Origin of the sequence: Mycetohabitans endofungorum, from assembly GCF_037477895.1 — a bacterium.
Taxonomy (GTDB): Bacteria; Pseudomonadota; Gammaproteobacteria; order Burkholderiales; family Burkholderiaceae; genus Mycetohabitans.
Genome location: NZ_CP132744.1, coordinates 2,418,465 through 2,444,696, shown reverse-complemented (window position 1 = coordinate 2,444,696; position 26,232 = coordinate 2,418,465). Strand labels below are relative to the sequence as shown.

Genomic DNA, 26,232 nt, shown 5'->3' with positions numbered 1-26,232 from the left:
GGTTTGAACTGAAGAGTTTGATCCTGGCTCAGATTGAACGCTGGCGGCATGCCTTACACATGCAAGTCGGACGGCAGCGCGGGCTTCGGCCTGGCGGCGAGTGGCGAACGGGTGAGTAAGACATCGGAACGTGTCCTAGAGTGGGGGATAGCCCGGCGAAAGCCGGATTAATACCGCATACGCTCTGAGGAGGAAAGCGGGGGACCTGCAAGGGCCTCGCGCTCAAGGGGCGGCCGATGGCAGATTAGCTAGTTGGTAGGGTAAAGGCCTACCAAGGCGACGATCTGTAGCTGGTCTGAGAGGACGACCAGCCACACTGGGACTGAGACACGGCCCAGACTCCTACGGGAGGCAGCAGTGGGGAATTTTGGACAATGGGGGCAACCCTGATCCAGCAATGCCGCGTGTGTGAAGAAGGCCTTCGGGTTGTAAAGCACTTTTGTCCGGAAAGAAAACGGCCTGGCGAATAACTAGGTTGGATGACGGTACCGGAAGAATAAGCACCGGCTAACTACGTGCCAGCAGCCGCGGTAATACGTAGGGTGCGAGCGTTAATCGGAATTACTGGGCGTAAAGCGTGCGCAGGCGGTTTGCTAAGACCGATGTGAAATCCCCGGGCTCAACCTGGGAACTGCATTGGTGACTGGCAGGCTAGAGTATGGCAGAGGGAGGTAGAATTCCACGTGTAGCAGTGAAATGCGTAGAGATGTGGAGGAATACCGATGGCGAAGGCAGCCTCCTGGGCCAATACTGACGCTCATGCACGAAAGCGTGGGGAGCAAACAGGATTAGATACCCTGGTAGTCCACGCCCTAAACGATGTCAACTAGTTGTTGGGGATTCATTTCCTTAGTAACGTAGCTAACGCGTGAAGTTGACCGCCTGGGGAGTACGGTCGCAAGATTAAAACTCAAAGGAATTGACGGGGACCCGCACAAGCGGTGGATGATGTGGATTAATTCGATGCAACGCGAAAAACCTTACCTACCCTTGACATGGTCGGAACCCTGCTGAGAGGTGGGGGTGCTCGAAAGAGAACCGGCGCACAGGTGCTGCATGGCTGTCGTCAGCTCGTGTCGTGAGATGTTGGGTTAAGTCCCGCAACGAGCGCAACCCTTGTCCTTAGTTGCTACGCAAGAGCACTCTAGGGAGACTGCCGGTGACAAACCGGAGGAAGGTGGGGATGACGTCAAGTCCTCATGGCCCTTATGGGTAGGGCTTCACACGTCATACAATGGTCGGAACAGAGGGTTGCCAACCCGCGAGGGGGAGCTAATCCCAAAAAACCGATCGTAGTCCGGATTGCAGTCTGCAACTCGACTGCATGAAGCTGGAATCGCTAGTAATCGCGGATCAGCATGTCGCGGTGAATACGTTCCCGGGTCTTGTACACACCGCCCGTCACACCATGGGAGTGGGTTTTACCAGAAGTGGCTAGTCTAACCGCAAGGAGGACGGTCACCACGGTAGGATTCATGACTGGGGTGAAGTCGTAACAAGGTAGCCGTATCGGAAGGTGCGGCTGGATCACCTCCTTTCTGGAGCAAGAAGTCTGCGCTTCAAGTACTCACGCTTATCGGCTGTGAAAGTCACAGGGACAGACGAAGGGTCTGTAGCTCAGTCGGTTAGAGCACCGTCTTGATAAGGCGGGGGTCGTTGGTTCGAATCCAACCAGACCCACCACGCGAGTCTGGTGTGCGCCACGAGCGCTGCGCGCAGCGCGGCCCGAACCCAAGGGGGGCATAGCTCAGCTGGGAGAGCACCTGCTTTGCAAGCAGGGGGTCGTCGGTTCGATCCCGTCTGCCTCCACCACTGCTCAATCGCGAGCGCTCCCAAACGGAGTGTTGGCGATTGACCCGTGGGTCAAGCAGTGCAGTATGGCTGTGACGTTCTTTAACAATCTGGAAAAAGAAGCAGTAATGTCTATTGGACGCGTCTTGAGATGGGCGCAGAAGATAGACGGGTAGTGATTGAAAGTATTGTTTTGAGTGATCTGAAAAGACGCTTGGAAGATACGGCACAACGCGAAAACTCAACCTATAGCCGGTGCGTTGCAAGACGGACTTGTTATAGGGTCAAGCGAACAAGTGCATGTGGTGGATGCCTTGGCGATCACAGGCGAAGAAGGACGCGGTAGCCTGCGAAAAGCTGCGGGGAGCTGGCAAACGAGCTTTGATCCGCAGATGTCCGAATGGGGCAACCCGGCCCGTATGGGTCATCCGTGACTGAATCCATAGGTCACGTGAAGCGAACGCGGCGAACTGAAACATCTAAGTAGCCGCAGGAAGAGAAATCAACCGAGATTCCCAAAGTAGTGGCGAGCGAAATGGGATCAGCCTGTACCATTTAGCCTCTGAGTTAGCCGAACGCTCTGGAAAGGGCGGCCGTAGCAGGTGATAGCCCTGTAGGCGAAAACTCAGATGTGGAACTAGGGGTACGACAAGTAGGGCGGGACACGTGAAATCCTGTCTGAAGATGGGGGGACCATCCTCCAAGGCTAAATACTCGTGATCGACCGATAGTGAACCAGTACCGTGAGGGAAAGGCGAAAAGAACCCCGGGAGGGGAGTGAAATAGATCCTGAAACCGCATGCATACAAACAGTCGGAGCCTCGCAAGGGGTGACGGCGTACCTTTTGTATAATGGGTCAGCGACTTACGTTCAGTAGCGAGCTTAACCGGATAGGGCAGGCGTAGCGAAAGCGAGTCCGAATAGGGCGAACAGTTGCTGGGCGTAGACCCGAAACCAAGTGATCTATCCATGGCCAGGTTGAAGGTGCGGTAACACGTACTGGAGGACCGAACCCACTAACGTTGAAAAGTTAGGGGATGAGCTGTGGATAGGGGTGAAAGGCTAAACAAACTTGGAAATAGCTGGTTCTCTCCGAAAACTATTTAGGTAGTGCCTCGTGTCTCACCTTCGGGGGTAGAGCACTGTCATGGTTGGGGGGTCCATTGCGGATTACCTCGCCATAGCAAACTCCGAATACCGAAGAGTGCAATCACGGGAGACAGACGCCGGGTGCTAACGTCCGACGTCAAGAGGGAAACAACCCAGACCGCCAGCTAAGGTCCCTAAAATTGGCTAAGTGGGAAACGAAGTGGGAAGGCGAAAACAGTCAGGAGGTTGGCTTAGAAGCAGCCACCCTTTAAAGAAAGCGTAATAGCTCACTGATCGAGTCGTCCTGCGCGGAAGATGTAACGGGGCTAAGCCAGTTACCGAAGCTGCGGATGCGCACGCTAAGTGCGCATGGTAGGAGAGCGTTCCGTAAGCCTGCGAAGGTGCATTGAGAAGTGTGCTGGAGGTATCGGAAGTGCGAATGCTGACATGAGTAGCGATAAAGGGGGTGAAAGGCCCCCTCGCCGTAAGCCCAAGGTTTCCTACGCAACGTTCATCGGCGTAGGGTGAGTCGGCCCCTAAGGCGAGGCAGAAATGCGTAGCTGATGGGAAGCAGGTTAATATTCCTGCACCGTCGTTAGATGCGATGGGGGGACGGATCGCGGAAGGTTGTCCGGGTGTCGGAAATCCCGGTCCCTGCATTGGAGAAGGCGCTTTGGCAAATCCGGGCGCGTAATTCAAGGGTGTGGGGCGAGCGGCGTTTAAGCTGCGAAGCAATCGGAAGGGGTCCCAAGAAAAGCCTCTAAGCTTCAGTCTAACGAGACCGTACCGCAAACCGACACAGGTGGGCGAGATGAGTATTCTAAGGCGCTTGAGAGAACTCGGGAGAAGGAACTCGGCAAATTGGTACCGTAACTTCGGGATAAGGTACGCCCTGCTAGCTTGACTGGCTCGCGCCAGAAGGGTGAAGGGGTTGCAATAAACTGGTGGCTGCGACTGTTTAATAAAAACACAGCACTCTGCAAACACGAAAGTGGACGTATAGGGTGTGACGCCTGCCCGGTGCCGGAAGATTAAATGATGGGGTGCAAGCCCTTGATTGAAGTCCCGGTAAACGGCGGCCGTAACTATAACGGTCCTAAGGTAGCGAAATTCCTTGTCGGGTAAGTTCCGACCTGCACGAATGGCGTAACGATGGCCACACTGTCTCCTCCCGAGACTCAGCGAAGTTGAAGTGTTTGTGATGATGCAATCTACCCGCGGCTAGACGGAAAGACCCCATGAACCTTTACTGTAGCTTTGCATTGGACTTTGAACCGATCTGTGTAGGATAGGTGGGAGGCTTAGAAGCGCGAACGCTAGTTTGCGTGGAGCCGTCCTTGAAATACCACCCTGGTTTGTTTGAGGTTCTAACCTAGTGCCCTGAATCGGGCACGGGGACCGTGCATGGTAGGCAGTTTGACTGGGGCGGTCTCCTCCCAAAGCGTAACGGAGGAGTACGAAGGTACGCTAGGTACGGTCGGAAATCGTGCTGATAGTGCAATGGCATAAGCGTGCTTAACTGCGAGACCGACAAGTCGAGCAGGTGCGAAAGCAGGTCATAGTGATCCGGTGGTTCTGTATGGAAGGGCCATCGCTCAACGGATAAAAGGTACTCTGGGGATAACAGGCTGATACCGCCCAAGAGTTCATATCGACGGCGGTGTTTGGCACCTCGATGTCGGCTCATCTCATCCTGGGGCTGTAGCCGGTCCCAAGGGTATGGCTGTTCGCCATTTAAAGAGGTACGTGAGCTGGGTTTAAAACGTCGTGAGACAGTTTGGTCCCTATCTGCCGTGGGCGTTGGAAGTTTGAGGGGGCCTGCTCCTAGTACGAGAGGACCGGAGTGGACGAACCTCTGGTGTACCGGTTGTCACGCCAGTGGCATCGCCGGGTAGCTATGTTCGGAAGAGATAACCGCTGAAAGCATCTAAGCGGGAAACTCGCCTCAAGATGAGACTTCCCCGGGGACGCGATCCCCTTGAAGGGTCGTTCAAGACCAGGACGTTGATAGGTCGGGTGTGTACGCGCAGTAATGCGCTCAGCTAACCGATACTAATGGCCCGTAAGGCTTGATCCTATAACTGGTCCGTTTTACCGTTGTGCCGTCCTCGACGACATAATCCTACCGGCTGCTTCTTGTTCCAGATTCGCTGGCGCGCCCCGCCGCGCGACAGCTCCCCCTTTTGCCTGATGACCATAGCGAGTCGGTCCCACCCCTGCCCATCCCGAACAGGACCGTGAAACGACTCCACGCCGATGATAGTGCGGATTGCCCGTGTGAAAGTAGGTAATCGTCAGGCTCCCCCATTGCCCCCCAACGCCCGCTTCCCCCCGAAGCGGGCGTTGGGCTTTGCGGCCCACCTGTTCAGCCCACCCGTCTTTTCCCCCTGCCCGTGAGCGTAAGCGATCGACGGTTATCGTCCGGGTGCCAGTGACGCCAGCGGCGAACGCAGTCCATTTTTTACTTGATCCGCTGTTAGCATCATGTTGTTCGTGCGTGCGACGCCGCGTGTAATTCCGTGACCTCATTGCCAGCAAAATAACGATGCAGTTGGCAGAACATGACGCAGGTTGACAGTCCTAGCGGCTCATTTTGTTAAGGATTTTAGTATCCGCGGTGCCTATAACAAATCCTCCAAATCATCGAGAGCGGCGCGCCGGCCATATCGGCCGCGAAAATCGCAGCGGTGCCGAACAGTGTTATCGCTGCATTGTTAATAGTGGTGCTGCGAACAGACAGTGGCGCATTCATATTGATGTTGCGTCCGCAATGGTATGGTGCAGGGAACGCTGTGACCATGAGACGCGGGCGCATGGCGTTGCGGTTCCACCATTCCCCGTGCAGTACGGACCACCGTCAAAAAATTTTGAATAAATTAATTTAAATAATAGTTACGGTGTTGGAGGTGTCCTTTGATGCCGCTATAACAATAAACCTTTTAACCAGTATATGGGCAAGCCGACGAACTCCTGTTAAATTCCGCAACAAGCTTCGCGTCTGATTGCATAGGAGCGGGTCTACGCGTACTGTCACCTTCACCCCGCCCGACTAGCAGTTGACTAACAACTAGAGACTTTAAAATGCGGATTCATAATGCAACACCAGTAGCAGTGTATGGTGCTCCGTGCGCTCGTCGCCCCAATTACTTCAGGTTTGCTTTAACAAGGAAGTTGTGTGTGCTCGGGGTCGTTATTGCATTGCTGTTTTCCGACGACGCGAAGTCAACCATAGTCGAGTCCGATACGGAAGATACACCGATGGACGACGCGTCATCGCATGGTGAGGGGTCGAGCCAGCCGAAGCCACGGGTAACGCGATGGGATGTGACGCCGGAGCAGAAGGCTGAAAAGATGTTGAGGTCCACGCCCGTGTCGGGTATGCAAGACACGCTGATTGCCGAAGCGGCATGGGATAAGAAGCCGTCCGACATGCAAGCTATGATGCAAGCTATGTCGATGGACGATGCGTCATCGTACGGAGAGGGAGCGAGCCAGCCAAAGGTTCGGAAAGAGTCGCGCTGGGATAAGAAGCCGTCCGATATGCAAGCTATGAGGCAAGTTCAAGCTATGTCGATGGACGACGCGTCATCGCATGGTGAGGGGTCGAGCCAGCCGGAGCCACGGGTAACGCGATGGGATGTGACGCCGGAGCAAAAGGCTGAAAAGATGTTGAGGTCCACGCCCGTGTCGGGTATGCAAGACATGCCGATTGCCGAAGCGGCATGGGATAAGAAGCCGTCCGACATGCAAGCTATGATGCAAGCTATGTCGATGGACGATGCGTCATCGTACGGAGAGGAGGCGAGCCAGCCAAAGGTTCGGAAAGAGTCACGCTGGGATAAGAAGCCGTCCGATATGCAGGCTATGAGGCAAGCTCAAGCTATGTCGATGGACGACGCGTCATCGCATGGTGAGGGGTCGAGCCAGCCGGAGCCACGGGTAACGCGATGGGATGTGACGCCGGAGCAGAAGGCTGAAAAGATGTTGAGGTCCACGCCCGTGTCGGGTATGCAAGACATGCCGATTGCCGAAGCGGCATGGGATAAGAAGCCGTCCGACATGCAAGCTATGATGCAAGCTATGTCGATGGACGATGCGTCATCGTACGGAGAGGAGGCGAGCCAGCCAAAGGTTCGGAAAGAGTCGCGCTGGGATAAGAAGCCGTCCGATATGCAGGCTATGAGGCAAGCTCAAGCTATGTCGATGGACGACGCGTCATCGCATGGTGAGGGGTCGAGCCAGCCGGAGCCACGGGTAACGCGATGGGATGTGACGCCGGAGCAAAAGGCTGAAAAGATGTTGAGGTCCGCGCCCGTGTCGGGTATGCAAGACATGCCGATTGCCGAAGCGGCATGGGATAAGAAGCCGTCCGACATGCAAGCTATGATGCAAGCTATGTCGATGGACGATGCGTCATCGTACGGAGAGGAGGCGAGCCAGCCAAAGGTTCGGAAAGAGTCGCGCTGGGATAAGAAGCCGTCCGATATGCAAGCTATGAGGCAAGCTCAAGCTATGTCGATGGACGACGCGTCATCGCATGGTGAGGGGTCGAGCCAGCCGGAGCCACGGGTAACGCGATGGGATGTGACGCCGGAGCAAAAGGCTGAAAAGATGTTGAGGTCCACGCCCGTGTCGGGTATGCAAGACATGCCGATTGCCGAAGCGGCATGGGATAAGAAGCCGTCCGACATGCAAGCTATGATGCAAGCTATGTCGATGGACGACGCGTCATCGCATGGTGAGGGGTCGAGCCAGCCGAAGCCACGGGTAACGCGATGGGATGTGACGCCGGAGCAGAAGGCTGAAAAGATGTTGAGGTCCACGCCCGTGTCGGGTATGCAAGACATGCCGATTGCCGAAGCGGCATGGGATAAGAAGCCATCCGATATGCAAGCTATGTCGATGGACGATGCGCCATCGTACGGAGAGGAGGCGAGCCAGCCGAAGGTACGGAAAAAAGAGTCGCGTTGGGATGTAAAGCCGTCCACGCTCGGTTCGGATACGCAAGATAAGCTGACTCCGGGACGGGAGTGGAAACAGCGATTGGACGTGACGGCTGGAACACCAACGGATGTTGGCGTACGAAGAGAAAAACGGCGGCGCAAGAGGTCTCAGTCGGTCCCAATAAGTTTGCCCAGTGAGTCTTCGCCAAGGGAGGCAGACCGTTTAGTGAAAAGGAAGCGACCGGCAAATGAGTTGCTATCGGTCATAGACTCACAAAAGGGCAGTGGAATGCCCAGCGGCCCGCAGAAGGACGCAGCTAATCAAATCGACGCGCGAGGGCTGCACCCATCACATACGGGAAAGGACCATGCCGACGACAGTCATGCGCCGTTACCTAGCATGCAAGGAGCTAACCGGGTACGCCAGCGGTCTCGGTCGCTACCAGTATTAGCGCCCGGGTTGGAACAACGCCGTTTGCAAGCTGATACGCCGCTGTTCATTCCTGTGCATACGTCTGACGACGGAAATCCGGATAGCGTGCAACAGATAGGGACGCACGAATTGGCCTGGCATCAATCGTCGTTTACCGATGTGCCGCCGATCACTGTTTCCGGCATAGACGTTAGCGTCGTAGATAACAAGGTTGCTGTGTTGCATGATGCAAGTGGCGATACGCATACTCCAATTCTCGGAAAGAATAGTTCCGCCTTTGAGAATGGAGGCAAAGGACAGGGGACGTTGGCCCCGTATGATAAGCTTACGAAACCGTATATTGTGGACAGGGATGACGATGGATGGCAAAGCGGCCCAGCTCCTTCAAGGGAGATGAAACTGTCCACGCTCGGTTCGGATACGCAAGATAAGCTGACTCCGGGATGGGAGTGGAAACAGCGACTGAACGTGACGGCTAGAACATCAACGGATGTTGGCGTACAAAGAGAAAAACGACGGCGCGAGAGGTCTCAGTCGGTCCCAATAAGTTTGCCCAGTGAGTCTTCGCCAAGGGAGGCAGGCCGTTTGGTGAAAAGGAAGCGACCGACAAATGAACCGCTATCGGCCATAGACCTACAAAATGACAATGTAAATCTCAGTGGCCTGCAGAAGGACGCAGCTAATCAAATCGACGCGCGAGGGCTGCACCCATCGCATACGGGAAAGGACCATGCCGACGACAGTCATGCGCCGTTACCTAGCATGCAAGGAGCTAACCGGGTACGCCAGCGGTCTCGGTCGCTACCAGTATTAGCGCCCAAGTTGGAACAACGCCGTTTGCAAGCTGATACGCCGCTGTTCGTTCCTGTGGACACGTTTGACGACGGGAATCCGGATGGCGTGCAACAGGCAGGGGCGCACGAATTGGCCTGGCATCAATCGTCGTTTACCGATGTGCCGCCGATCACTGTTTCCGGCATAGACGTTAGCGTCGTAGATAACAAGGTTGCTGTGTTGCATGATGCAAGTGGCAATACGCATACTCCAATTCTCGGAAAGAATAGTTCCGCCTTTGAGAATGGAGGCAAAGGACAGGGGACGTTGGCCCCGTATGATGAGCTTACGAAACCGTATATTGTGGACAGGGATGACGATGGATGGCAAAGCGGCCTAGCCCTGTCAAGGGAGATGGGCGTTAGGCAGGTGCCGGCGGAACAGCCAGCCTTGTCTCGAAGCAGCACGTCAACGATGAGCGATGCCGGTGCAGATCCGGTTTCTGTCAGTCAAGCCGCTGTAATGGCGAAGACGGATAATGAAAAGCGGTCCCAAGTAGGCGAGAACATCCCTGAACCGGTTGTCAGCAATTCCTCAAGTGTTTTAAATAGTGTGCAGGCCGATCAATATCCAAACTCTGAGCGGGCAAAAACGCAGAGCCCAAAGGCCAGTTTATCCCCTGCCTTGACAGCAGCTGACAAGGTGCAAGGCGTTGCACCAGATAACAGGGGCGTATCTGATTCGGCAGAGTTGCCGCAGCAGGCGCAGCCAACCGAGACGGGGGTAAGTGCCACAATGTTGGCACACTCGGCCTCGCACCGAAGCAGCGCGTCAACGATGAGCGATGCCGGTGCCAGTATCGGCAGTAGGTCAACACAGTCCGCTGACGAGTCCCGCACTCAGCCCTTGGTCCAGACCCCGGAGACCAGTTCGTCCTTTGCCGCGCAGCAGACAGTGGCTGAGAAGGTGCGAGACGTTGCACCGGGCAACAGGGGAAGATCCAAATCGGCAGTGTTGCTGCATCAGCAGCCCCAGGTGGCGAAGCGGTTACGATCCAGCAGTGAAGACCGACGCAGATCGGACGGCCTGGATGCAGCAGGCTTGGAGGGCGGTATATGGCAAAGCGGCCCAGCCCCGTCAAGGGAGATAGAAGTTGGGCAGGTGCTGGCGGAACGCCTGGCTTCGCCTCGAAGCAGTGCGTCAACGATGAGCGATGCCGGTACGCGTGTCGGCAGTAAGCCAACACAGTCCGCTGAAGAGACCCACACTCAACTCCAGACTCTGGAGGTCAGTTTGTCCCCTGCTTTGACAGCAGCTGACAAAGTGCAAGACGTTGCACCAGGCAACAGGGGCGGATCCAACTCGACAGAGTTGCCGCAGCAGGCGCAGCCAGCCGAGCCGGTGGCAAGTGTCACAACGTTGGCACACTCGGCCTCGCGCCGAAGCAGCATGTCAACGATGAACGATGCCGGTGCCAGTATCGACAGTAGGTCAACACAGTCCGCTGACGAGTCCCGCACTCAGCCCTTGGTCCAGACCCCGGAGACCAGTTCGTCCCTTGCCGTGCAGCAGACAGCGGCTGAAAAGGTGCGAGATGCTGCGCTGGGCAGCAGGGGAAGATCCAAATCGGCAGTGTTGTTGCATCAGCAGCCTCAGGTGGCGAAGCGGTTACGATCCAGCAGTGAAGACCGACGCAGATCGGGCGGCCTGGATGCAGCAGGCTTGGAGGACGGTATATGGCAAAGCGGCCCAGCCCCGTCAAGGGAGATGGAGGTTGGGCAGGTGCTGGCGGAACACCCGGCCTTGCCTCGAAGCAGCGCGTCAACGATGAGTGATGCCGGTGCCCGTGTCGACAGTAAGTCAACACAGTCCGCTGACGAGTCCCGCACTCAGCCCTTGGTCCAGACCCCGGAGACCAGTTCGTCCTTTGCCGCGCAGCAGACAGTGGCTGAGAAGGTGCGAGACGTTGCACCGGGCAACAGGGGAAGATCCAAATCGGCAGTGTTGCTGCATCAGCAGCCCCAGGTGGCGAAGCGGTTACGATCCAGCAGTGAAGACCGACGCAGATCGGACGGCCTGGATGCAGCAGGCTTGGAGGACGGTATATGGCAAAGCGGCCCAGCCCCGTCAAGGGAGATGGAGGTTGGGCAGGTGCTGGCGGAACACCCGGCCTTGCCTCGAAGCAGCGCGTCAACGATGAGTGATGCCGGTGCCCGTGTCGACAGTAAGTCAACACAGTCCGCTGACGAGTCCCGCACTCAGCCCTTGGTCCAGACCCCGGAGACCAGCTCGTCCCTTGCCGCGCAGCAGACAGTGGCTGAGAAGGTGCGAGACGTTGCACCGGGCAACAGGGGAAGATCCAAATCGGCAGTGTTGCTGCATCAGCAGCCCCAGGTGGCGAAGCGGTTACGATCCAGCAGTGAAGACCGACGCAGATCGGACGGTCTGGATGCAGCAGGCTTGGAGGGCGGTATATGGCAAAGCGGCCCAGCCCCGTCAAGGGAGATGGAAGTTGGGCAGGTGCTGGCGGAACGCCCGGCTTCGCCTCGAAGCAGTGCGTCAACGATGAGCGATGCCGGTACGCGTGTCGACAGTAAGCCAATACAGTTCGCTGAAGAGACTCACACTCAACTCCAGACTCTGGAGGCTAGTTTGTCCCCTGCTTTGACAGCAGCTGACAAAGTGCAAGACGTTGCACCAGGCAACAGGGGCGGATTTGGCCCGGCAGAGTTGCTGCAGCAGGCGCAGCCAGCCGGCCAAGATGCGAGCGCCACAACATCGGCACACCCGGCCTCGCGCCGAAGCAGCACGTCAACGATGAGCGATGCCGGTGCCAGTATCGGCAGTAGGTCAACACAGTCCGCTGACGAGTCCCGCACTCAGCCCTTGGTCCAGACCCCGGAGACCAGCTCGTCCCTTGCCGCGCAGCAGACAGTGGCTGAGAAGGTGCGAGACGTTGCACCGGGCAACAGGGGAAGATCCAAATCGGCAGTGTTGCTGCATCAGCAGCCCCAGGTGGCGAAGCGGTTACGATCCAGCAGTGAAGACCGACGCAGATCGGACGGTCTGGATGCAGCAGGCTTGGAGGGCGGTATATGGCAAAGCGGCCCAGCCCCGTCAAGGGAGATGGAAGTTGGGCAGGTGCTGGCGGAACGCCCGGCTTCGCCTCGAAGCAGTGCGTCAACGATGAGCGATGCCGGTACGCGTGTCGACAGTAAGCCAATACAGTTCGCTGAAGAGACTCACACTCAACTCCAGACTCTGGAGGCTAGTTTGTCCCCTGCTTTGACAGCAGCTGACAAAGTGCAAGACGTTGCACCAGGCAACAGGGGCGGATTTGGCCCGGCAGAGTTGCTGCAGCAGGCGCAGCCAGCCGGCCAAGATGCGAGCGCCACAACATCGGCACACCCGGCCTCGCGCCGAAGCAGCATGTCAACGATGAGCGATGCCAGTGCCCGTGTCGCCAGTAAGCTAACACAGTCCGCTGACGAGACCCACATGCAACTTCAGATTCTGGAGGCCAGTTTGTCCCCTGCTTTGACAGCAGCTGACAAGGTGCAAGACGTTGCACCAGGCAATAGGGGCGGATCTGACGGGGCAGAGTCGCTGCAGCAGGCGCAGCCAGCTGGCCATGATGCGAGCGCCATAATGTCGGCAGCACCCCCGGCCTCGCGCCGAAGCAGCACGTCAACGATGAGCGATGCCGGTGCAGATCCGGTTTCTGTCAGTCAAGCCGCTGTAATGGCGAAGACGGATAATGAAAAGCAGTCTCAAGTAGGCGAGAATATCCCTGAACCGGTCGCCAGCAGTTCCTTAAGTGTTTCGAATAGTGTGCAGGCCGATCAACCTCCAAACTCTGAGCCAACAGAAATGACGTCCTTGACACGGCCCAGCCCAAGTACGGCAGCCGCTACGTCACGTGACGCCGCCCCCGAACAAGACGTGCTTCATGGGTGGTTGCGCGAGGCGATCGCGGCAGAGTTGCCGTCGGTCATGACCGAGCAACTCGGTATTAGCGTCGACGAAACTCGCGTATCAGTCGGCACGCCTGGCCAGGAGCGCAAGATCACGCATGTCGCACGCGGCACTGAACCGACCGATGCAGTCAACAAAGCTCAGTTGGACGAAGCCGTTGCGCGTGTCGATCGTGACGCGTCAGCAGGCATTGCAGCGGCAATGGCGGTGGCGGGATTGCCACAACCGACGTTACCCGGGAAGAGTTTGGCGGCGTTTGCGGGTGCAACATACCGCGGCCAGTATGGCGCTGCGCTTGGCATATCGCACGTCACGCCGAATAATCGCTGGGTTTTCAAGCTCGCCGCAAACGCGAACGGTCGCGGTTATTTGGGGGCCGTTGCGTCAGGAGGATTCCAATGGTGATAGGTCCTCCTTAGCAGCTCACGCATTTTGCAATGCGGTACTGATGTTGCCGAATCGGATAACTGTGGTTGCGGATCCAACCGCTTCTGCCACCACCCATACCGTGCCGGGCGCGCTACGCCATCGAAAACGGCATAACGGCGTGCATCTTCGACGACCGTGGCGCGATGACTGAGCGAGTCACGGTCACGGATCGTGCACGCGATCAAGGGGCGGTTGGCTTGTCGATACGGTAGAAGAAACTGGCTCCGGATGGCCGCAACGCCAACGAGGTGACCCGCCAGCGATTGACCGGCTCGGGCCGCGGTGCAGGCGCTCTACGACTGCCTGGTCCAGTTCGAAGCCGCTTGAACAGTCAATGCTTCCTGCACGGCCAACACCGACTGCACGTTCAATGCCGACTGAAAGGGGCAATGTCGGCCGAGGAGACCATCTAAAGCGATTGTCCGAGAACGCCGTTGCGGCTAGCATGCCATTTTTAGCACGATCATTCGAAATCAATCGGAGGAGGTGCCGCATGGAACGCATCTGGCTTAAATCGTATCCCGCCGGCGTGCCAGCGGATATCGATCCGTCGATCTATGCGTCGGTGACGCTGCTGCTCGAGGAGAGCTTTGGCAAATTTGCTGAGCGGCCAGCGTTTGCCTGCATGGGGCAGGTGTTGACCTATGGGGAACTGGACCGGCTGTCGCGGGCATTGGCCGCCTATTTGCAATGCAAGGGTCTGACTCAGGGCGCTCGCGTCGCAGTGATGATGCCAAACGTACTGCAGTATCCCGTTGCAATTGCTGCCGTGTTGCGGGCCGGATATGTCATGGTCAACGTCAATCCGCTATACACGCCGCGCGAGCTTGAACACCAGCTGCGCGACAGTGGCGCACAGGCAATCATCCTACTCGAGAATTTTGCGACGACGCTGCAGGCGGTCGTGCCCAACACCGATGTCAACCACGTTATTGTGGCAGCGATGGGCGACCTGATGGGCGTGAAGGGCTGCCTGGTCAATTGGGTCGTGCGGCATGTGAAAAAGATGGTGCCGGCCTGGTCGCTGCCGGGCTCGGTGCGCTTCAACGATGCGCTCGCGCAGGGCAAGCGAGGCACGTTTCGCCCCGTGCAGCAAGGACCGGATGATGTCGCCTTCCTGCAATATACCGGAGGTACGACGGGTATCGCGAAGGGGGCGACGCTGCTACATCGGAACATCGTTGCGAACGTACTGCAATCGGAAGTCTGGCTTAATCCGGCGCGCAGCGCGCATGCAGAACTCACGCAATTGACTACGGTGATCGCGCTTCCGCTGTATCACATTTATGCGTTGACCGTCTGCGCACTGCTGACGATTCGTACCGGCGGGCTTGCGGTATTGATTCCAAACCCGCGCGATATTGCCGGTACGATCAAGCAGCTGAAGGGGTACGCGGTCAGTATGTTCCCCGCAGTCAATACACTGTACAACGTGCTGCTCAATCATCCAGACTTCGGCAAGCTGGACTTTTCGAAACTGGTGGTAGCTAACGCGGGAGGGATGGCCGTGCAGGAGGCGGTGGCGAAGCGGTGGTACGAAATGACCGGTGCGCCGATCGTCGAAGGCTATGGTTTGTCCGAGACGTCACCTTGCGTGACGTGCAACCCGGCGACCTCGACCGAGTACACAGGCACGATCGGCTTGCCGTTGCCGTCCACCGAAGTGTCGATCCGTGACGACGAAGGCAACGAGTTGCCGCTGGGGCAGCCCGGCGAGATCTGCATTCGCGGCCCGCAGGTCATGGCCGGCTACTGGAACCGCCCGGGTGAGACGGCCAGCGTGATGACGGCGGATGGTTTCTTCAAGTCCGGCGACGTCGGCGTGATCGATGAACGTGGTTACGTGAAAATCGTCGACCGCAAGAAGGACATGATCCTGGTGTCGGGCTTCAATGTCTATCCGAACGAGGTCGAGGACGTGGTCGCGCAGATGCCGGGCGTCTATGAAGTCGCCGCGGTGGGCGTGACGGACCCGCATTCCGGCGAGGTGGTGAAGCTGTTCATCGTGAAAAAAGACCCAGCGCTCACCGAGCAGGCTGTTATCGAGTTCTGTAGGGAGCGCCTAGCTGGCTATAAGCGTCCGAAAGCGGTCGAGTTCAGGGCTGAACTGCCGAAGACAAACGTTGGCAAGATCCTGCGGCGCGAGCTGCGCGACGCGCCTCGACACTAAGCCTGCTCTGACATTAAGTTTGCTGGGACGGCGAGTGCGCCGAGACATTGAACTGGCCCCGGCGCTGAGCTAGCTGCGACGTCGAACCTGCCGTGTATCAGCGTGGCAGCGCATTAAAAAAGGCACCCGAAGGCGCCTTTAAAGGTTAAAACCGTTTTAAAGCATGTTATTAGAATTTGTGGCGGATGCCGACGCGAACCGTGGCTTGGTTGTTCGTCGTCGACGGCGACAGGCCCATGATATTGGCGGTGGCCGCAGCCACCGAGTCTACGCCGCTCGACGAAGTCGACACCGTGTTGCCTGACGCGTGCTGGTAGACACCGATCAGGTAGACGTCAGTACGCTTGGACAGGAAGTAGTCCGCGCCCAGCGCGCCTTGGTGGTACTTCGCAGGAGACTGGCCGTTGATCGAGCTGCCCTTCGTGAAGTCATACGCTGCGCCGAGCACCAACGCCGGGGTCAACTGGTACTTAAAGTTGATTTCGGCGTTGTTGAACGTCGCAGTGCTGCCAGCGAAAGCCGATGCGTACGTGCTGCCCAGCTTGTAGAACTTCGTGTTCGAGTACGTGATGCCGACCGTTGCCGGGCCGAACGTGTACGCGCCGCCCGCACCGATCACTTGATACGTGTGGGCCGAGCCGTAGCCGCCGTAGACCGATGAGGTCACGTTCGACACGCCAGCGTTGATCGTGCCCGACGTGCTGTTGCCAAAGAAACTGACGTTCGGGTTACGCACGTTCAAGTAGCCGACACCCAACACCAACGGGCCGTTCGTGTAGCCGGCGCCCAGCGAGAACGCTTGGTTGCGCGAGAAGTCGCCAGCCACGCCGCCTAAGCTGTACAAGCCACCGAAGGTCAAGCCTGCGAAGTTTGGGCTCGTGTACTTGATCGAGTTGTTGATGCGATAGGTGTTGTTGAAGTTGTCCAGGTCGCCCGGGTGAGCGGCAATGTAGCCACCCCATTGGTCACCGGCTTCCAGTGGGCCGACGTAGTCGACCACGGAGTCGTATTGACGACCCAGCGTGACCGTACCGAAGCTGCTCGACGACAAACCGACGAACGCTTGACGGCCGAATTCGAGGCCGCCTTGACCGAGCTTGCCGGTGTTGACGTCAAAACCGTTTTCCAACGTGAAGATCGCCTTCAAGCCACCGCCTAGGTCTTCGGTGCCACGCAGGCCCCAACGGCTGCCTTGCATCACGCCGCTGGACAGGTTCCATAGCGTGTGGCCGCCGCTGTTGCTCGTGTAATTCAGGCCTTCGTCAATGATACCGTACAGCGTCACGCTGCTTTGCGCATGGGCAACACCTGAGAAAGCGCCCAATGCCGCGAGAGCGAGAAGCGACTTTTTCATCAAAATGATCTCCAGAGATTGTCTGACTGATAGGCAAAGTCAGTGTGATAATTTCCTTGCTTTGCAACTTCGCGAGAAGCTAGAGCTTAATGTAGCAAAAGGGTTCATATCGACCAAGAAAAAGACGGTTTTTGTCCGTGCTTGGGGTGCCTTGTGTCACTTTTACGCAACAGCCAGCCAGTAGCTATCCTGATCGGCCACGACTGCAAAGAATCGCTTCAATGTCAATGGTTTATGAGCGTGGGTGTGATGGCGGAATCAATTAAGTTAGCCCGGCGCTATCCGTTACGCGACGGTTGCCGGGCGCGGGCGCGCGCAAGGGGTACCCGGTGCCGCGTCCAGTGATAGTGACGTATGGATGAAGGAGTATTGAAATGTTGCTCGACGAGTTGATCGGGGAGTTTGACCGTGGCTTGCGCTCGATCACAGGGGTGGCCAAAATGAGCCGGCCGGTGCCGCAGCCCGACGTGGTGGCCGACGACAGTGAAATGACGGTGGCCGAGCAAAGTCATGCGGCGGCGCTGATGCGAGTGAACCATGTCGGTGAAGTATGCGCGCAGGCGCTTTATCAGGCGCAGAAGCTGGCGACCCACTCCGAGCGGCTGAAGCAAGCGTTCGAGCGGGCTGCGCGCGAGGAGGAGGACCACCTGGCGTGGACCGCACATCGGTTGCGCGAACTAAACTCGCGGCCGAGCTTGCTCAATCCGTTGTGGTACGCTGGCTCGCTTGCCATCGGCTTTGTCGCCGGCCGGTTCGGCGATCGCGTCAGCCTTGGCTTCATGGCTGAAACGGAGCGCCAGGTCGAGCAGCACCTGGATGGCCATCTGGACCGGCTGCCGGCGCTCGACCACGCGTCACGTGCGATCGTCATGCAGATGCGCACAGACGAGATTACACATGCGCGTGCTGCGTCGGACGCTGGTGGTGTGGAGCTTCCCGCCCCGGTGACCGCACTGATGCGCGTGGCCGCGCGTGTGATGACCCGTACTGCGTACTATATCTAGCTCTAGCGCTATCGCATGCGCCGCCCGGACCTAGCGGGCGTGGGACCGGCCGCAGGCGGGCGACTTCCCAATGCCGATTGCGTTGACACGGTGCGACTGCCGGCGATCTGATCGCGTCGACATGGCCGGGTGCCGTGACGTCGAGCGTGATGACACGGCCGGTAGCTCGCAACGCCGATCGCGTTGGTCCTACGGGTTACCGGGTCAACTCGCCCGATCCGGCGTGGCGCTGCTATTGTTGCGCAAAAATGACCTTTTGCCGGCCCGCGAACCCCGCGACGCAGTGAAAAAAGTGCCGAATTCTCACGTACTACTTTTAAAAGCGCAGGCAATCCCTTCATTTAGTTGAAAAATCTTTATGGAACCCGCTTTAACGGGTTGCGCTAAGTCTTTGTTCTATCGAATGAATTCGCGTGCAAAACCGCAGTTGCGCCCTTGACCCCTGCCGGGCGTTCCTCTAAAGTGGGGCCCAGTGTGAAAAAGTGTAGTTTTGTGTGTTATCTGCGCGACTTGTGCGATGAGGTGGGTCCGGGTGGCATGCGCTGCGCATGTCGGTGACAGGGAGATGGGACGTGTTCCAGGGGGCGTCGGCGCTAACGCTCGATGCGAAGGGCCGGATGTCGGTGCCGTCGCGTTATCGGGAAGCGCTGTTAGGACAGGCAGAGGGCCGGGTAACGATCACCAAGCACCCCGATGGCTGCCTGTTGCTATTTCCATGGCCTGAATGGGAAGTGTTCCGGAACAAGATTGCCGCGTTGCCGATGGATGCGCACTGGTGGCGACGGATCTTCCTCGGTAATGCATCGGACGTCGATATGGATTCTGCGGGCCGGGTGCTCGTCTCGCCTGAGTTGCGCGCCGCTGCGAACCTGGAGCGTGAGGTGATGCTGCTCGGCATGGGTAGCCACTTCGAGTTGTGGGATGCGCAAACGTATGCTGCGAAGGAGCAGGCCGCGATGGCGCAAGGTATGCCCGACGCACTAAAGAACTTTACTTTCTGATTGCGGAGCATCGGATGGCGTCCGCAATAGAAAAGCCGGGACAGCATCGCACGGTGCTGCTGGAAGAAGCGGTCGATGCGCTGGTCACGCGCGCCGATGGGATCTATGTCGATGGCACATTCGGCCGGGGCGGCCACAGTCGCGCGGTGCTCGCGCGGCTTGCGCCTGCCGCGCGGTTGATTGCGTTCGACAAAGACCCGCAGGCGATCGAGGTGGCACGCCGAATCGCCGATCCACGGCTGGATGTCGTGCATGGCAGCTTCGCGCAACTACGCGACGTGCTGGCGGCGCGCGGCGGTGTGCGCGTGTCGGGCGTATTGCTGGATCTGGGCGTGTCGTCGCCGCAAATCGATGATCCGGCGCGAGGTTTCAGCTTTCGCCACGATGGTCCACTGGACATGCGCATGGATCCGACGCGCGGCGAGTCCGCCGCACAATGGCTCGCGCATGTAGACGAGCGGGAATTGATAGGGGTGATACGGGATTATGGGGAAGAACGGTTTGCTGTTCAGATTGCAAAGGCGATTGTTGCTCGCCGGGCGGAATCCGGGCGTCTCGGGCCTCTCGTGCGCACACGCGAGCTTGCCGAGATCGTGGCGCGTGCCGTCAAGACCCGCGAGAAGGGCCAGGACCCGGCCACTCGCACCTTTCAAGCTATACGGATTCACATCAATCAAGAGCTTGCGGAGCTGCCGGTAGTTCTTGAGACTGCATTGGAGTCGTTGGAGCAGGGGGGCCGGTTGGTGGTCATCAGCTTTCATTCGCTAGAGGACCGCATCGTCAAGCGATTCCTTCAATCGCGCGCGCGCGCGCCGGCCATAGACCGGCGCCTGCCGATTCGCGCGGCGGACTTGCCCAGTCCGCCGTTGCGCATTCTTGGGCGTGTCTTTGCTGGCGAGGCGGAAGTGGCGGCCAACCCGCGTGCCCGCTCCGCTGTGATGCGCATCGCTGAGCGGGTGTTGGCATGAGCCGGCTCAATATTGTCCTGCTCATCGTTGTGTTGGGCTGCGCGCTGTCGGTCGTCAACGCGACGAACCGGCAGCGCGAGGTATTTATCGATCTTCAGCGCGCCCAGTCGCAAGAGCATCAGCTGCAGTTGGACTATGCGCAGTTGCAATACCAGCAAAGCGCATTGTCAAAGACCTCGCGCATCGAGCGTATCGCCACCGCCGACCTGAAAATGCAGCCGGTGGTGCCGGGTCGTACCCAGTATGTGAGCGTTGACCCGGCGAGCGTGCCGGCCGATACGCCGCCGGCCAGCGATGTGGGGGTTGGGGCATCTGGCTCCGCGTCGCCGAGCACCACGGTGGGAGTGGCTCGATGAAGCGCTCGGCCCATCATCGTCGTCATGTACCGTTCTCATCGAGCCCGGTGCTGTCGGTGCCCTTGCCGATGTGGCGCTCCAAGCTTGTCGTGTTTCTGCTGTTCGTCGCGTTCGTCGCACTGGCGGCGCGTGCATTCTGGATCCAGGGACTGGGCAACGCGTTTTATCAAAAGCAGGGTGAAAGCCGCTACCAGCGCACCATCGAGTTGCCGGCCACGCGCGGCAAGATCCTGGACCGCAACGGGCTAGTGTTGGCTACCAGCTTGCCGGTGCGCGCGATCTGGGCCATTCCCGAATCGGTGCCCGACGATCTGGGCGCCGATAAGCTGACGAAGCTCTCGCAGCTGTTGTCGATGGGTGAGAAAGAATTGCGCGCAAAGTTGTCGCAGGACAAGACATTCGTCTACGTGAAGCGGCAAGTGCCATTAGACGTCGCGCAGAAGGTCGCCTCACTAGACATCCCCGGCATCTACGCGCGTGCTGAATACAAGCGCTTTTATCCAGAAGGCGAGATCACTGCACATATGATCGGCTTCACCAACGTCGAGGACGAGGGGCAGGAAGGCATCGAGCTGGCGGACCAGAAGGAGTTGGCCGGCGTGCCGGGCAGCCGCCGCGTGATTAAAGACCGGATCGGGCGCATCGTCGAAGACGTCGACGAGTTGGTCAAGCCGCGCAATGGGCAGGACGTCGAGTTGTCACTGGACAGCAAGATCCAGTACATCGCGTACGCTAACCTGAAGGCGGCGGTCGATCGGTTCAAGGCGAAGGCCGGCGCGGCGATCGTCATCGACGTGAAGACGGGCGAGGTGCTCGCGCTGGTCAATTATCCGACATACAACCCGAATGACCGCTCGCACATGACCGGCGAACAGTTGCGCAACCGTGTGCTGACCGACGTGTTTGAGCCCGGCTCGATCATGAAGCCGTTTACTGTGTCGCTCGCACTAGATTTGCGCCGTGTGTCGCCGACGACGTTAGTCGATACCGGTGGGGGCCGCTTCACATTGGATGGCGCGACGATCACGGACGACGCCGGCTTTGGCGTGTTGACCGTTGGCGGTGTCATTCAGAAGTCCAGCAACATCGGTGCGACAAAGATCGCGATGCAATTGCGGCCCGAGGAAATGTGGAATATGTATACGAGCATCGGACTGGGCCAGGCGCCGAAGGTCGGCTTTCCCGGCGCGGCAGCTGGACGGTTGCGCCCTTGGAAGAGCTGGCGTCGCATCGAGCAGGCGACGATGTCGTATGGTTACGGCTTGTCCGCGTCGCTGTTCCAGCTCGGCCGGGCCTATACCGCGATCGCGCATGACGGCCGCATCATTCCGCTCACGCTGGTCAGGGGCAACAACGGTGACGAGCCGCAAGGCACGCAGGTGTTCTCGGCTACTACGGCGCGGCAGGTTCGCGCGATGCTAGAGACCGTCACGCGGCCGGGCGGCACATCGCCCGATGCGGCGGTGCCGGGATACCGCGTCGGCGGCAAGAGCGGCACTGCATACAAGCACGTGGGACGCGGCTACGACCGCGGTAAATATCGGGCGTCGTTCGTCGGCATGGCGCCGATGCCGAATCCGCGCATCGTAGTGGCAGTGTCGGTCGATGAGCCGACCGTTGGCAGTCACTTCGGCGGACAAGTCTCCGGTCCGGTCTTCTCGGCGATTGCCGGCGACACGCTGCGCTCGCTGAATGTGCCGCCCGACATGCCGGTCAAGCAGCTCGTGGTCAGCAACGACGCTAAGCCAATCATCAATGTGAGCGCGACGCAAAGGACCGTACGATGAGCCGCCCGCCACTGACGCCCGAACAAATCGAGCGCGCGCGGGCCGATGTGCTCGCGTGGTTGCGCACCCGGCTTGCGCCGCATGCGCAATTGCAGGCGGACAGTCGCGCAGTGCGCGCTGGCGATGCGTTCGTCTCGTATGCAGTGGACGGCGCAGACAGTCGTCCGTATATTGCCGATGCATTGCAGCGCGGCGCGGCGGCCGTGCTGGTCCAGGCCGGCGGCGAGTCTCCGGCTGGCGGACCGGTGCTTGAGGTTCCTGAACTCGATCAGCTTGCGGGCCACATTGCTAGTGCGTGGTATGGCGAGCCCAGTCGCGACATGCTGATGGTCGGCATTACGGGCACCAATGGCAAGACCACCACCAGTCACTGGGTCGCGGGCGCGCTGAGCGGCAGCGGCACCCGTTGCGCGATCGTTGGCACGTTGGGCACCGGACTGCCGGGGCAGCTTTCGCCCACCGGGTTCACGACCCCCGACGCGCCGCAGGTGCACCGCAGCCTGGCGGCGCTGCGTGCGCACGGCGCAAGCGCAGTATCGATGGAAGTGTCCTCGCATGCACTGCACCAAGGGCGCGTGAATGGCGTCGCGTTCGACATTGCGGTGTTCACTAACCTGACACAGGACCATCTCGACTATCACAAGGACCTTGCGTCGTACGAGGCCGCCAAGGCGCGGCTGTTCGAGTGGCCGGGCTTGCGCGCGGCGGTCATCAATCGCGACGACGAGGCCGGGCGCCGGCTGATCGGGCATTTGGCCACACGGGTGCGCACGATCTCGTACGGCATCGCCTCGACCAGGCCGCGCGGCGACGCTTCGCTGCATGCAATGGCGATCCGCGCGACCGCCACCGGCACCGCCTTCACGGTGGTATCCGACTGGGGGCACGCCGAACTCGAGGTGAGCACGCTCGGCATGTTCAATGTCGCCAATCTGCTCGCCGTCCTCGGCGTGCTACTGGCCGCCGACGTGCCATTCGATACGGCGCTGTCGCAAATCACGCGGCTGGAACCGGTCAACGGCCGGATGCAACAGCTCGGCGGGCGGCTGCAAATGGATGAGCCGCTGGTAGTCGTCGATTACGCACATACGCCGGACGCCTTGGAAAAGGCGCTTGACGCACTGCGGCCGATCGCCACGCAGCGGGGCGGCAAGCTCGTCTGCGTGTTCGGCTGTGGGGGCGAGCGCGATGCAACCAAGCGGCCGCTGATGGGGGCGATTGCCGAGCGGCTCGCCGACGGCGTCATCGTGACGAGTGACAACCCGCGTAGCGAGCCGCCGCTGGCCATCATCGGCCAGATCGTCGGTGCGATGCGCGAGCCGGCACGCGCGCGCACCATCGAAGATCGCGCCGGCGCGTTACTGCAGGCGGTGCGTGGCGCGGCCGCTGCTGACGTCGTGCTGATCGCCGGCAAGGGGCATGAGGCAACACAGGAAGTGATGGGCAAGAAGCGGCCGTTTTCGGATCAGGATCATGCACGCCTCGCGCTCGCGTCGCGCGCCACGCAACCTCGCGGAGAAGCCCAATGACGAGGTTGACGCTGCGCGAGGCGGCTGCACTAATCGACGGCGCCACGGTATTGGGCGACGATACGGTCGCTTTCGATCAAGTCTCAACCGACAGTCGCAGTTGCGGGCCGGCAAGTCTGTTTGTCGCGCTCAAAGGCGAGCGTTTCGACGCGCACGATTTTCTGCCGGAGCTTGCGCGGCGCGGCGTGGCCGCCGTATTGGTATCGCGTAGCCCCGGCGACTGGCGTGTGCCGGCGATCCGCGTGACCGACACACGGGCCGCGCTCGGCGCGCTTGCGGCCGGCTGGCGTCGCAGGTTTGCGTTGCCGCTGGTCGCGGTGACCGGCAGCAACGGCAAGACCACGGTCAAGGAAATGATCGCGTCGATCTTTGCCGCCGCCGTCGGTCAAGCGCAGCGGCTCGCGACGCAAGGCAACCTAAACAACGTCACCGGCGTGCCGCTCACATTGTTGCGGCTCGCGCCGCAGCATCGGCTCGCGGTCGTCGAGCTTGGCATCAATCATCCCGGCGAAACGCAACAACTCGCCCGGATTGCCGGACCCACGATCGCGCTGGTGAACAATGCCCAGCGCGAGCATCAAGAGTTCATGGGGACGGTTGAGGCCGTGGCGCTGGAGCACGCGAGCGTGATCCATGCGCTGCCGCCGGACGGCACGGCGGTGTTCCCCGCCGACGATCCGTATGCCAATATCTGGCGGGTGGCGGCCACCGGCAACCCGATCGTGGAATTCGCGCTGCGCCGGCCCGGTGCCCATAGCGATGCGGCGGTTCAGGGTACGATCGCGGACACTGGCGCATTGCGAATTGAGACCCGCGCCGGCGCGCTCGAGGTATCGTTGCGCGCGCCGGGCGAGCACAATGCGCGCAATGCGCTCGCTGCCACCGCGGCCGCCCTTGCCGCCGGCGTCGGACTGGATGCGATACGGCGCGGGCTCGAGGCCTTCGAGCCGGTCAATGGACGGCTGCAGGCCAAGCTCGCCCAAGTGACGCCATGGGCCGGCGCGACGGTTATCGACGATACCTATAATGCCAATCCGGATTCGATGCGCGCGGCGATCGACGTCCTGGCCATGCGTGCAGCGCCGCGCGTGCTGGTGATAGGCGACATGGGAGAAGTCGGTGACAACGGCCCCGCGTTTCATCGCGAAGTCGGCGCCTATGCGCGCGAACGCGGGCTCGATGCACTGTACGCGCTCGGTGACGCGAGTCGCGCTGCGTGCACCGCGTTCGGCCCGCACGCTCATCATTTCGATTCAGCCGAGGCACTCGTTTCCGCGCTGCTCCGCCAGGATGCCGTCGCATCGGAGCGCGCCGCCGGTGCGACGATTCTGGTTAAGGGTTCGCGTTTCATGCGCATGGAGCGCGTGGTCCAGGCTCTGACCCTTCCCACTGCAACCGATGCGCCGGCTAAGACCGGCGCGCATTGAAAGGACCTCGAATGCTATTGGCGCTGGCGCAATGGCTGCAAAGCGATGCAAGCTATTTGCGTGTGATCAACTATCTGACGTTTCGCGCGGTGATGGCGACCATCACCGCGCTGTTGATCGGACTCGTCTGCGGCCCTGCGGTGATCCACAAGCTCTCCGCGCTGAAGATGAGCCAGGCCGTGCGCAAGGATGGACCGCAGACGCATTTAATCAAGTCCGGCACGCCGACGATGGGCGGTGTGCTGATCCTGATTGGCATTGCCGTGTCGACGCTGTTGTGGAGCGACCTGACCAATCGCTTCATCTGGATTGTGATGCTGGTCACTTTTGGCTTCGGTGTGATCGGCTGGGTCGACGATTATCGTAAGGTCGTCTACAAGGACCCGCGCGGCATGTCCTCGCGCGAAAAGTACTTTTGGCAATCGGTGATCGGCTTGTTCGCCGCCGTGTATCTTGCGTTCTCGGTATCCGAGGCGAATAACGCGCGCGTGTTCGATCTGTTCATGGCGTGGGTGCGCAGCGGATTCTCAATCGGCTTGCCGGCGCGCGCCGATCTGGCCCTGCCGTTTCTGAAAGCGATCAGCTATCCGCTCGGCGTCTGGGGATTCATTGCGTTGACCTATTTCGTAATCGTCGGCTCGAGCAATGCGGTGAATTTGACCGACGGGCTGGACGGACTGGTGATCATGCCGGTCGTGCTGGTCGGGGCAGCGCTCGGCGTGTTCGCGTATGTGATGGGCAGCGCCGTCTATTCGAAGTACCTGCTGTTTCCGCATATTCCCGGCGCGGGCGAGTTACTCATCTTTTGCTCGGCGATGGGCGGTGCGGGACTCGCGTTCCTTTGGTACAACACGTACCCCGCGCAGGTATTCATGGGGGATGTCGGCGCGCTCGCGCTCGGTGGCGCGCTGGGCACCATTGCAGTGATCGTGCGGCAGGAAATCGTGCTGTTCATCATGGGCGGCGTGTTTGTCGCCGAGACCGTCTCGGTGATGTTGCAGGTCACGTGGTTCCGCTACACGAAGCGCCGCTATGGCGAGGGCCGGCGCATCTTCAAGATGGCGCCGTTGCATCACCATTTTGAGTTGTCTGGATGGAAGGAGACCCAGGTGGTCGTCCGCTTTTGGATCATCACGTTGATGTTGTGCTTGTTTGGTCTGTCCACGCTGAAATTACGGTAACTGGGAACTGAGGAAACGAA

At 59.4% G+C, this 26,232-nt stretch carries 11 protein-coding genes, 2 tRNA genes and 3 rRNA genes; 15 read left to right on the top strand and 1 reads right to left on the bottom strand.

Annotated elements, in window-relative coordinates:
- The first annotated feature begins 5 nt into the window (after positions 1-5).
- From RA167_RS10670 to RA167_RS10635, 7 genes are all read left to right on the top strand, one after another.
- A 16S ribosomal RNA gene (locus RA167_RS10670) occupies positions 6-1,538 on the top strand.
- A gap of 68 nt (positions 1,539-1,606) precedes the next feature.
- Positions 1,607-1,683, top strand: a tRNA-Ile gene (locus RA167_RS10665).
- Between the two features lie 53 nt (positions 1,684-1,736).
- Positions 1,737-1,812: transfer RNA gene (locus RA167_RS10660), tRNA-Ala, on the top strand.
- A 261-nt stretch (positions 1,813-2,073) separates the two neighbouring features.
- Positions 2,074-4,958, top strand: a 23S ribosomal RNA gene (locus RA167_RS10655).
- A 109-nt stretch (positions 4,959-5,067) separates the two neighbouring features.
- Positions 5,068-5,181 (top strand): 5S ribosomal RNA (gene rrf, locus RA167_RS10650).
- Together the 16S, 23S and 5S rRNA genes with 2 tRNA genes alongside form the textbook arrangement of a ribosomal RNA operon.
- 877 nt (positions 5,182-6,058) lie before the next feature.
- A complete protein-coding gene (locus RA167_RS10645) occupies positions 6,059-13,411 on the top strand; it encodes a YadA family autotransporter adhesin (RefSeq protein WP_076785521.1) in 7,353 nt (2,450 codons plus the stop codon).
- Between the two features lie 517 nt (positions 13,412-13,928).
- Positions 13,929-15,605 (top strand): long-chain fatty acid--CoA ligase, encoded by a 1,677-nt coding sequence (locus tag RA167_RS10635; RefSeq protein ID WP_076785520.1) that lies wholly within the window; start codon positions 13,929-13,931, stop codon positions 15,603-15,605.
- A gap of 169 nt (positions 15,606-15,774) precedes the next feature.
- Here the strand turns inward: RA167_RS10635 and RA167_RS10630 are convergent, their stop codons facing one another.
- A complete protein-coding gene (locus RA167_RS10630; protein WP_076785519.1) occupies positions 15,775-16,959 on the bottom strand; it encodes a porin in 1,185 nt (394 codons plus the stop codon).
- A 374-nt stretch (positions 16,960-17,333) separates the two neighbouring features.
- Here RA167_RS10630 and coq7 point away from each other — a divergent pair, with 374 nt between their 5' ends.
- The 8 genes from coq7 (at position 17,334) to mraY (ending at position 26,212) form a co-directional block, all read left to right on the top strand.
- Complete coding sequence (gene coq7, locus RA167_RS10625; protein ID WP_076785518.1) at positions 17,334-17,963, top strand: 2-polyprenyl-3-methyl-6-methoxy-1,4-benzoquinone monooxygenase; 630 nt, start codon at positions 17,334-17,336, stop codon at positions 17,961-17,963.
- A gap of 572 nt (positions 17,964-18,535) precedes the next feature.
- Positions 18,536-18,964, top strand: coding sequence for a division/cell wall cluster transcriptional repressor MraZ (gene mraZ, locus RA167_RS10620; protein ID WP_076787457.1), 429 nt, complete (start codon positions 18,536-18,538; stop codon positions 18,962-18,964).
- Between the two features lie 14 nt (positions 18,965-18,978).
- Positions 18,979-19,932, top strand: a complete 954-nt coding sequence (gene rsmH / locus RA167_RS10615) for a 16S rRNA (cytosine(1402)-N(4))-methyltransferase RsmH (protein ID WP_076785517.1) — start codon at positions 18,979-18,981, stop codon at positions 19,930-19,932.
- Entirely contained in the window at positions 19,929-20,288 is a 360-nt protein-coding gene (gene ftsL / locus RA167_RS10610; RefSeq protein WP_076785516.1) for a cell division protein FtsL, read from the top strand. The genes rsmH and ftsL overlap by 4 nt, the downstream gene beginning before the upstream one ends.
- Positions 20,285-22,075, top strand: a complete 1,791-nt coding sequence (locus RA167_RS10605; RefSeq protein WP_076785515.1) for a peptidoglycan D,D-transpeptidase FtsI family protein — start codon at positions 20,285-20,287, stop codon at positions 22,073-22,075. Before ftsL ends, RA167_RS10605 begins: the two co-directional genes overlap by 4 nt.
- Positions 22,072-23,604 (top strand): UDP-N-acetylmuramoyl-L-alanyl-D-glutamate--2,6-diaminopimelate ligase, encoded by a 1,533-nt coding sequence (locus RA167_RS10600; RefSeq protein WP_076785514.1) that lies wholly within the window; start codon positions 22,072-22,074, stop codon positions 23,602-23,604. The genes RA167_RS10605 and RA167_RS10600 overlap by 4 nt, the downstream gene beginning before the upstream one ends.
- Positions 23,601-25,031 carry a UDP-N-acetylmuramoyl-tripeptide--D-alanyl-D-alanine ligase gene (locus tag RA167_RS10595; protein WP_076785513.1) on the top strand — a complete coding sequence of 477 codons (1,431 nt, stop codon included), beginning with the start codon at positions 23,601-23,603 and terminating at the stop codon, positions 25,029-25,031. The genes RA167_RS10600 and RA167_RS10595 overlap by 4 nt, the downstream gene beginning before the upstream one ends.
- 11 nt (positions 25,032-25,042) lie before the next feature.
- Positions 25,043-26,212, top strand: a complete 1,170-nt coding sequence (gene mraY, locus RA167_RS10590; protein ID WP_076785512.1) for a phospho-N-acetylmuramoyl-pentapeptide-transferase — start codon at positions 25,043-25,045, stop codon at positions 26,210-26,212.
- Positions 26,213-26,232 lie beyond the last annotated feature (20 nt).

What these genes read in the sequence shown, in the direction of transcription:
- RA167_RS10600 (WP_076785514.1), top strand. Translation starts at nt 22,072, where the DNA reads ATGAGCCGCCCGCCACTGACGCCCGAACAAATCGAGCGCGCGCGGGCC.
- coq7 (WP_076785518.1), top strand. Translation starts at nt 17,334, where the DNA reads ATGTTGCTCGACGAGTTGATCGGGGAGTTTGACCGTGGCTTGCGCTCG.
- ftsL (WP_076785516.1), top strand. Translation starts at nt 19,929, where the DNA reads ATGAGCCGGCTCAATATTGTCCTGCTCATCGTTGTGTTGGGCTGCGCG.
- RA167_RS10605 (WP_076785515.1), top strand. Translation starts at nt 20,285, where the DNA reads ATGAAGCGCTCGGCCCATCATCGTCGTCATGTACCGTTCTCATCGAGC.
- RA167_RS10595 (WP_076785513.1), top strand. Translation starts at nt 23,601, where the DNA reads ATGACGAGGTTGACGCTGCGCGAGGCGGCTGCACTAATCGACGGCGCC.
- RA167_RS10635 (WP_076785520.1), top strand. Translation starts at nt 13,929, where the DNA reads ATGGAACGCATCTGGCTTAAATCGTATCCCGCCGGCGTGCCAGCGGAT.
- RA167_RS10630 (WP_076785519.1), bottom strand. Translation starts at nt 16,959, where the DNA reads ATGAAAAAGTCGCTTCTCGCTCTCGCGGCATTGGGCGCTTTCTCAGGT.
- rsmH (WP_076785517.1), top strand. Translation starts at nt 18,979, where the DNA reads ATGGCGTCCGCAATAGAAAAGCCGGGACAGCATCGCACGGTGCTGCTG.
- mraY (WP_076785512.1), top strand. Translation starts at nt 25,043, where the DNA reads ATGCTATTGGCGCTGGCGCAATGGCTGCAAAGCGATGCAAGCTATTTG.